General features: G+C 59.0%; 5 protein-coding genes. All 5 read right to left on the bottom strand.

Annotated elements, in window-relative coordinates; genetic code table 11:
- Positions 1–556: 556 nt before the first annotated feature.
- Positions 557–1,630, bottom strand: coding sequence for a BamA/TamA family outer membrane protein (locus AC0KW6_RS22640; protein WP_474036191.1), 1,074 nt, complete (start codon positions 1,628–1,630; stop codon positions 557–559).
- An 84-nt stretch (positions 1,631–1,714) separates the two neighbouring features.
- Complete coding sequence (locus AC0KW6_RS22635; protein ID WP_474036190.1) at positions 1,715–3,832, bottom strand: mechanosensitive ion channel family protein; 2,118 nt, start codon at positions 3,830–3,832, stop codon at positions 1,715–1,717.
- A 417-nt stretch (positions 3,833–4,249) separates the two neighbouring features.
- Positions 4,250–4,993 carry a porin family protein gene (locus tag AC0KW6_RS22630; protein WP_323781823.1) on the bottom strand — a complete coding sequence of 248 codons (744 nt, stop codon included), beginning with the start codon at positions 4,991–4,993 and terminating at the stop codon, positions 4,250–4,252.
- A 282-nt stretch (positions 4,994–5,275) separates the two neighbouring features.
- Positions 5,276–6,736, bottom strand: coding sequence for a DUF1254 domain-containing protein (locus AC0KW6_RS22625; protein WP_323781826.1), 1,461 nt, complete (start codon positions 6,734–6,736; stop codon positions 5,276–5,278).
- A gap of 569 nt (positions 6,737–7,305) precedes the next feature.
- Positions 7,306–7,808: IS3 family transposase (locus AC0KW6_RS22620; RefSeq protein WP_474035266.1), on the bottom strand; the 503-nt coding region annotated here is incomplete at its 5' end.

Here is a 7,808-nt window from a genome sequence, read left to right as displayed (position 1 = left end):
GCGCCAGGCTTATAAAGCCGACCAACAGCTGCGGCTTTAAACTCGTCTGTGAACGTCCGCCTCGAGTGTCCCATTCCATGTTCCTTTCTTGGACAGGGGTACTTTACCCCGGTGTCCGGGAACAGGAGCGAAGTTCATGCCAGTGCTTGAATGAAGGTTTGCCCTTGATGGAATGATTGGAAAGACTCTCACCTGCATAATCTAACCGGCACGGCCCGCACCTTTCCTGCCGGCCGCAGAAGGCTCTCGGCGACCCCCGCAGTCTGCTTCAGCGGCATCCCGGACCGCACTTTTAAGGTCAGGCAGGCCTAGATCACCGCATCGCGACGATGCAGCCGCCCACCGTTTCAGCTGCTGGGTGACGATGTCCAGATCATCACCGGGCCAAACCCGACCGACAGCGGCCCGCGCCGCCTCAAGCTGTCATTGGAAGCCGGCCCGTTCCTGGCCGTGTACTTTGTAGCCGGCCAACCATAGGTACACCCCAGCTAAAGCGCTTGCTTCACGCCATGACGTTCGACCCAAATACTGCAAAAATCCGCTGCCGGCCACCAGCCTAGAACCGTTGGCCGACGTAGATGTAGAGCTGGGTTTCCCGCTCGTTGCTGCGGCTGATATCGATCGAAAAATCCACCGGGAATTTTTTCGATACCCGATACCGCACACCAGCCCCGGCGGCGCTTCGGCTGCCGTCCTGCGCCAGATCGGCAAACCTGTTTCCGGTCCTGCCTGTCCCTGCGAAGACGACACCGCCCCAGCGCTGTGAAAATCGCTGACGGTATTCAGCCTGCAGGGAAACCATGCGCAGGCCAAGGTGCTTCGTGCTATTGAACCCCCGCATGTTATCAGTTGCTCCAATCGAACACTGATCGAAGAAGGGCGTGCCGCTGGACGCCGCGCAAACAGTTCCACGCACTGCCAGGCTGCTGCGCGCACCAAACGGCCGGTAGCCGTCGAACGTTGCGATTCCCCTTTCATAGCTGCGGCCGAGGCTGCCGAGGGTGCGGGACCGGGTGGCAACAGCGGCCATCCGCGTGCCCTCCGTTGGATAATCGCTGTCATCGCGGCGGTCCCAATCGAAGCTGAAACCTGCAGTTCCAATTTCAAGCCGGGTGCCGGGCTGCAGGGAGGGTGGCTGCAACCCGCCCTCCGGGCTCAGGACGGTTTCAAGGTAACGCAGGACAATCCCCGCCGAAAGTTCGCTGGTAAAGCCAAAGGCGGCATTGATCCGCGCCAGGCGGCTCTCCTGGCGCACCGGCACCGCACCAAGGCCGGTGTAAAGCTCATAAATCACGTCCGCTTTGCCGGCAAAGGCCTTGATCTGCCAGCGGTTGTCCGGAGAGGCCAGGCGGACAATCGCCGCCGCCGCCCGGCTGCCGTTGTCCGACCGCAGACCGCCCAGTCCGATAACCGATGTGTTTGCCTCGGGCCCCGTTTTGAACAAAAAACCGGCGCCGAGTCCCAGCCCTGAGCCGATCATGGGGCTGGCAAACGGAACAGGAGCCACAACAACTGCCCCGCTGCGGAATCCATAACCTTCCGATCTTTGCGCAGTTTCGATATGGCCCAGCTGCCGTTCGGTCTGCTCCGGCCCTGCCGCATGCACCGCCGCGAACGGTGTCGTGCACACTGCCAGGGCAGCCGCAGCCGGCAGGGAGAGCCAGAATTTACGGTTACGAATCCGCAGTACCGGCCGCCTTCCTTCCGGAACCATCTACGAAACCTTCTTGGGGGCTTGCGTTGCGTCTTCTGCCGCCTCCTGCTGCACCGCGCTGCCCGCAGCAGCGGTGATCGCTGCTCTCTCGGTCTCGCTCAGCTGCTCGGCTTCGCCCAGTCCGGGGATCGCCACCCGCACCTCACGGCGGGCAAATTCGATGCCATTTTCCGCGAAGGCAGCTTTCACCCGGTTGTAGATCTCCTTGCGAATGGTGAACTGGGTGCCCGGCTTGGCCATGAACTTGCCGCGCATGATCATGCCGACATCATCAAAGTCGAACACTCCCTGGCTCTTGAAGGGCTGCAGGAAGTCTTCCTTGTAGAGTTCGTCTGCCAACATCTCGGCACCAATCTTCTTGAAGATCTTTTTCACCATGTTCGGGTCGGTGTCGAACGGCACGGTGAACCTCAGCTTCATGATCACCCAGTCACGGCTGTAGTTGGTCAGCTTGGGGATCTCGCCATAGGGAATAGTATTGATCGGGCCTCTGTGATGGCGCAGCTGCATCGAGCGGATTGAAATCTTCTCGACGGTGCCGCGGGTGCCTTCGACCTCTACATACTCCCCAACGCGGAACGCGTCATCGATCAGAAAGAAGATACCCGACACCACGTCGGACACCAGCTTCTGGGCACCGAAACCGATCGCCAGGCCAAGGATCCCGGCCCCGGCCAACAGCGGCGCAATGTCTATACCCAGCGCACCGACCGCCAGCAGGCCAAAGACCACCGCGATCGCCACCTGGGCGGTAATCAGCAGCAGAGGCAGCACTGTTGCCAGCCGCGAACCACCCGCGCCGCCGCCTTCACCGCCAGCCTCATGGCCTGCGCCCTCAGCCGACGTCTGCTCCCTAGCGAGTCGCCGGTTGATCCAGAGTGAAACACCCTCGTAAACCACGTAGCCGACAGCTAGGGTCATCAGAAAACCGATCAGGTTGCCGGCAACCCCCTCCGCGCCAGTGATAAGCCCCATCAGGTCAAAGTCCCAGGCATTCGAAATTATCAGAAGAACCGCACTGGCCATCAGCACGCGGCCAATGCGGATATAACTGCGCTTGGTCGATTTGTAGGCCGCTTCCGCCACCTGCCCATCGCCGGACATCGGGGGCACCAGATGCTTGACCAGTCCGCGGATGGCGGTATCCAGCGCCGGAGCCGAAAGCAGCCAGAACATGGTCACGTAATGCGCGCCGTGGACCAGCTGTGCAGTCTTGCCGAGGCCGGCCAGCGTGCCGACACATACCCATGTCAGCGCGGCCACGGCCATCGCGAAATACGGGTAAAGGCGGGCGGCAGCTTCATCGTATTCGGTGCGGTGCGGATCGGTTCCGCGCATCATGTCCGACAAGCCAACGCGCGCCGTCCAGGCGATCCAGATTATGTAGACATAAACCAGGCTGTCGAGCCAGTAGCCCAGGCGAACGGATTCCGGCGCCACCCCGTTGGCCGCATTGAAACCCACCGCAAACATCGTGAACCCTGCCAGGAAAAACAGCCCGATGATATGCAGGTAAAGAAAATCCGCCCAGCGGTCGCTGGCATTGACCAGACGCCTGTCGGGCCGGTTCGGTGCGAGCAGAAATCGCGACACCGCGGCTCCGACCCGCGGCAGCCAAATCAGATAGGTGACCATGGGTGCGGCAAAGCGCAGCTGCTGCTCGTCCAGAAGCGCCCGCCCCGCCACGCGGGCCACGACATAGAAGACAATCAGGCCGATTATCTCGCGCAGAAGACGCCGTGCCAGGAAGCTCAGGGTACTGGCCAGACTGTTTTCATTGCTGCTGGCCGGGTCAATGTTCCGCCAGCGCGACAGCAGGCTCCGGACGGTGAGTTCTGCTGCCAAGCCGACCGCCAGCACCAGGGCGATCAGCCCAAACAGTGATGCCACACCTGCCGCATCGCCATAGCTGCGGATGAAATTGGCGATCGCCCGCGCTTCACCTTCGGCAAGCTGCGGCACCTTGCGCACTGCATCGGTGACGGGGATGGTGAACGCTGACCAAAGGAGCTGCACATGCCCGGAAAAGGTTTCAGGTTCGCTGGCGGCCTCTTTCTGTTCAGCAGCCACGGCATCCAGCCGTTCCAGCAGCAAGGCGCGCACTTGGTCGTCCGGCATCCGGGCCACCATCTCGCGAACCGCCTCCGCCGTCAGCGGTTCAGGCAGTGCCGGAGCTGCAGTGTCTTGTGCAGCGGCAGGGGCCGCCGGCGCGAAGCATAAGATAATCGCTGCCAGGGCTGCGCAAAGAAATTGCTTTAGACGCCTAAACAAACACTTCATTACAACCTCTTTCACTCGGAAAGCCGGGTCGCCACACCGGTAGCACTGGCTGTAGCTGCACTGGCCTTAGTTGCGCTGACAGCACCCAATTCACGCTTTTGTATATGCTTGCGCATCATACAGCTCTTGGCAAGGTTTCCTTGCAGCGGCTGCCTTTAACCTGTTTCTTCCCTGAAACCTAAATTGGCACCTGCGAAGGCCCGCGCGGCGAAAGGCATGCTTTCAAGCGTGAACCGCTTTCGTTCCTACAGCGGATCAGAACCGGTATGCGACGCCGAAAATTGCACCGGACTGGGTGAACTTGAAACTGTTGCCATTCACCACGTTTTCCATGGAGATGTAGCGGTACCCGCCGCGCAGCAGCCAGCTGTTGCGAAGAGTGTAGTCGGCGGTCAGAAGGATCTGCCAGGTTTCGTTTCCGCGGCTGAAACCGCCATAGTCGAAAAAAGCAGTTCCCTGCCAGCGGTCGGAAAACACCTTGCGGGTCCGGACCCCGATCACAGGATCGATCCAGCTGGCAACTATGGCGGTGCTTCGCTGCGGTGCGGTGCCAGGCAGCAGCGTCATGACCGTATCCGTGCCGAACCAGCGGAATCCGCCCGCGAGATCGATCTCCGCTGTTCCGCTGTCATACAATCGGTATCCGACATATCCGTTCAGGATCCGGGTGGTCACCGTGGTGTTCAGTCCTGAATGAACAGGACCGGGCGTGTCGTTGCCATAAGACAGGTCGTGATACATGACGTCAGCGAGTATGCTCCACTGGCCTTTCTCCGCAGCAAATGCCCCCATGAAAGCGAAATCGAGGTTCTCGATCGCGTCGCCGAAACTGAGCGTGCCCTCAACCAGCCTGGCAGGCGTAGTGACCGCAGTTTTGGTTTCCGGGGCAAAGAGGTAGATCGTCGCCTCATAGTTCCAGGCCGCACTCTGAGCGAAAGCAGGATCTGCAGCCGGAATAGCCGCTGCGCCGAGCGCGGTTGCAGCCAGGATGTTTTTCATTTTCCGTTCCTTTCGTGCAGACGTGTTCCAGCCTCAGCCGGGGACATGCCCGGTCCGCCAACAGACCGATAACCAAGCGCCTCTCCAAACCGCAGATCACAGTGCCGGACCGGACGAAGGTGCAGCGCGCATTTGGCCGGGTGGCGTCACCAGGAAGCCGCTCCGCGATTATGCTTGCTGGGCAGCCCAAGGCATGGCAGCCAGAACAACGCCCAGCAAGTGCGGCTCCACCGAACTTGCCAGCCAATGGACGACCGGCAGACGGCGATGGCGTTCGCAGCTTTAGTTTGCCTGCTCGACTGGCGGCACCGTCCAACTGCCATTCAGCGCCGATTCTTTTGGCCAATAGAGCCGCATCGGCACCCAAAACGGGCCTTTGGGAGCGGGAAGCCAGTTGGACACTTTTCCGGCGGAAGGCTTGTCGTGCTGGATATAGATTGTCAGCGAACCGTCGGGATTCCTCGTCATATCCGGCACCATCGGAGAATTGATCAGATACCGGTTAATTGGATTTTCCACGAGCAGGCTTTGCGGCAAATCATACATGGTCATTGACCAGAAAGCATTTACTGGCGGAGTTTCACCTTCAGAAAATGTTACCTCGTACCGGTTCGCACCATCGAACGGCTCGCCATTGGAATCGACCGTAATCAGGGGATAAAATGCCTCCTCCACCGAGTTTCCGTAAATCCCGATCACAGTTCCTGCCATGCGGTAGATCCACCGGCCGTTGATATGCTCGCGCGACCCGAGGATGTCAGCGCTGGTGACCTCGCTGGCGTCAATTTTCGTTGCCTTGAATTCATCGTACGCCTGCCAAGCATCGGCCATACCCTTCCGGATGGCGGCTTTCACTTCGGCCGGCAGCGCCTCCGGATCGAAGCCCTCACCAATTCCGATCTTGGCGAAGCGGGCCCTGAGGTCCTTCTCCTCAGGGGGAACAGGGGCAAAGTTCAGCACCAGGTCGAGTATCCCGAAGAATTCTAGTGAGGTCCTTTCCTCGCCCTGCGTCAGCGGCTTGATGGCCTTTGGCGGCAGGGGCTCGTGCCCGACACTGTCAGGCTTGCTGGCAGGAGCCGTCAGTTCGGCAATCCCTTCACCGGAAGGGGCAGGAACTCCGGAATATTCCGATAGCGTTTGAACCTTGTAGCCCGACTGGATTTTCTTAACGTTGTCCAGATCGGCTTCATTGAACAGCTGTGTTCGATAGATGATAAAAGCAAAATCTGTTTCCGAGTGAACGACCTCGTCTATACCTTCTGGATATTCGCCCTGCCAGCGTGGCCCCGCCAGCAGATAGGTGCCTCCGTCATTGCCCGTGGTTCGGCTGCCGGTGTAATGGAAATTGAAGGTGTAGGCGTCGATGAACTGCAGCGAATAATACCGGTCTTCTTCCATCCCGGGAACTGTCAGCACGATCGGCTCAGCCCGCAAATCCGCACCCACGAATGAGTAAGGGGTGTCTGAATTGGGCGTTTGCACTGCCGTGTCCTGTGGCGTGTAGAGCCGGGCCACATTCACCACGGTATTCCACGGGCCTTTGTACTGCGACCCGCCCTCATCCGCGAAATATGCGTGTTGAATGCGATAGTTCTCGACCAGAGGATAGCCATAAATATAGGCATCCTTGGCGATGGCACGTGCTTCCTCGGCTGTGACGTCCTCAGCCTTCGCACCCGAAGATGCGAGCATAATCGCCGCCCCACCGCATGCAAAAATCGTTCTTTGCAAACTCTTTAACATCGACTGTTCCTTACCATTTACGAAAAATACGCTCTACCACTGCGGGAATATTGGCGATAATAGCATTTGCATGCAAGCTTCACCTGCAAGCCAGGTTCCCTCCCACATTGGGGGTCTTCATTTGACCCTCGATCCTCCATGCGCTGTCATCTGCATTTTCTGTCTGCTTCAGTTCACAGGAGCTCTTCAGAAGTGCGCGCAGTCCGGACAGGGCACGCAGCGCTCAGGCTTCATTATCACGCTCATCGCCCGGCCTGAAGAATGTCAGCTTTTTTGGTGGCGCAAAATATGGCCGCTCACACCACCGGCCAAGACCTCCATTGCGCCCCAGCGGCGTATGGCTCCGCCGAAGCTTGCAGTTACCCAGCGGCTTCGTCGTTGCCCAGCACTGCGTGAGTTTGCCTGGTCCGAAATTATGTAGTCGCAGCGAACGGCGGTTTCTTCAGGTCGCGTAGCCGAATGCCGAAGTGCAGCTTTCGCATTGCCGCCGTTCATGCGTCGCGCAGCATTTCCGAAGCTCGATTAGTTGTGGAGTTCGTCCCGATATCCGGACAGTTTGATTATTGACCCTATGCTGCGCTTTTCCAAGTCATGGTTTCGTAGGCTTGCGCGGGGGTTAGGTAGCCGATTGCGGAATGACGCCGCTGGCGATTGTAGAAGACCTCAATGTATTCGAAGATCGCCGCCTTTGCCTGGACGCGCGTTTTGAAGCGCTCCCTATGAACCAGTTCCTTTTTCAGTGATGCGAAGAAACTTTCCATTGGAGCGTTATCCAGGCATTCGCCCGTACGGCTCATGGATTGCGTGATGCGTGCCGCCCCGAGCAATTTGCGGTATTCTTCTCCTGCGTATTGCACGCCGCGATCCGAATGATGAATGAGCCCTGGAACCGGTCCACGGCGCCCCAGGGCCATGTTCAAGGCATCACAGCACAGTTCGGATCGTAGATGATCGTCCATTGCCCAGCCGACGATTTCACGTGTTGCCATGTCTTTGATAGCGGCGGCGTAGAGCCATCCTTCGTCCGTATCGACGTAAGTAATGTCAGCAAGCCAAACCCGGTTTGGAACGG

Source organism: Leisingera sp. SA215 (assembly GCF_055902035.1).
Note: the sequence above shows the minus strand (reverse complement) of the source record. Positions and strands in the feature narration are given on the sequence as shown.

What these genes read in the sequence shown, in the direction of transcription:
- AC0KW6_RS22635 (WP_474036190.1), bottom strand. Translation starts at nt 3,832, where the DNA reads ATGCCGGACGACCAAGTGCGCGCCTTGCTGCTGGAACGGCTGGATGCC.
- AC0KW6_RS22630 (WP_323781823.1), bottom strand. Translation starts at nt 4,993, where the DNA reads ATGAAAAACATCCTGGCTGCAACCGCGCTCGGCGCAGCGGCTATTCCG.
- AC0KW6_RS22625 (WP_323781826.1), bottom strand. Translation starts at nt 6,736, where the DNA reads ATGTTAAAGAGTTTGCAAAGAACGATTTTTGCATGCGGTGGGGCGGCG.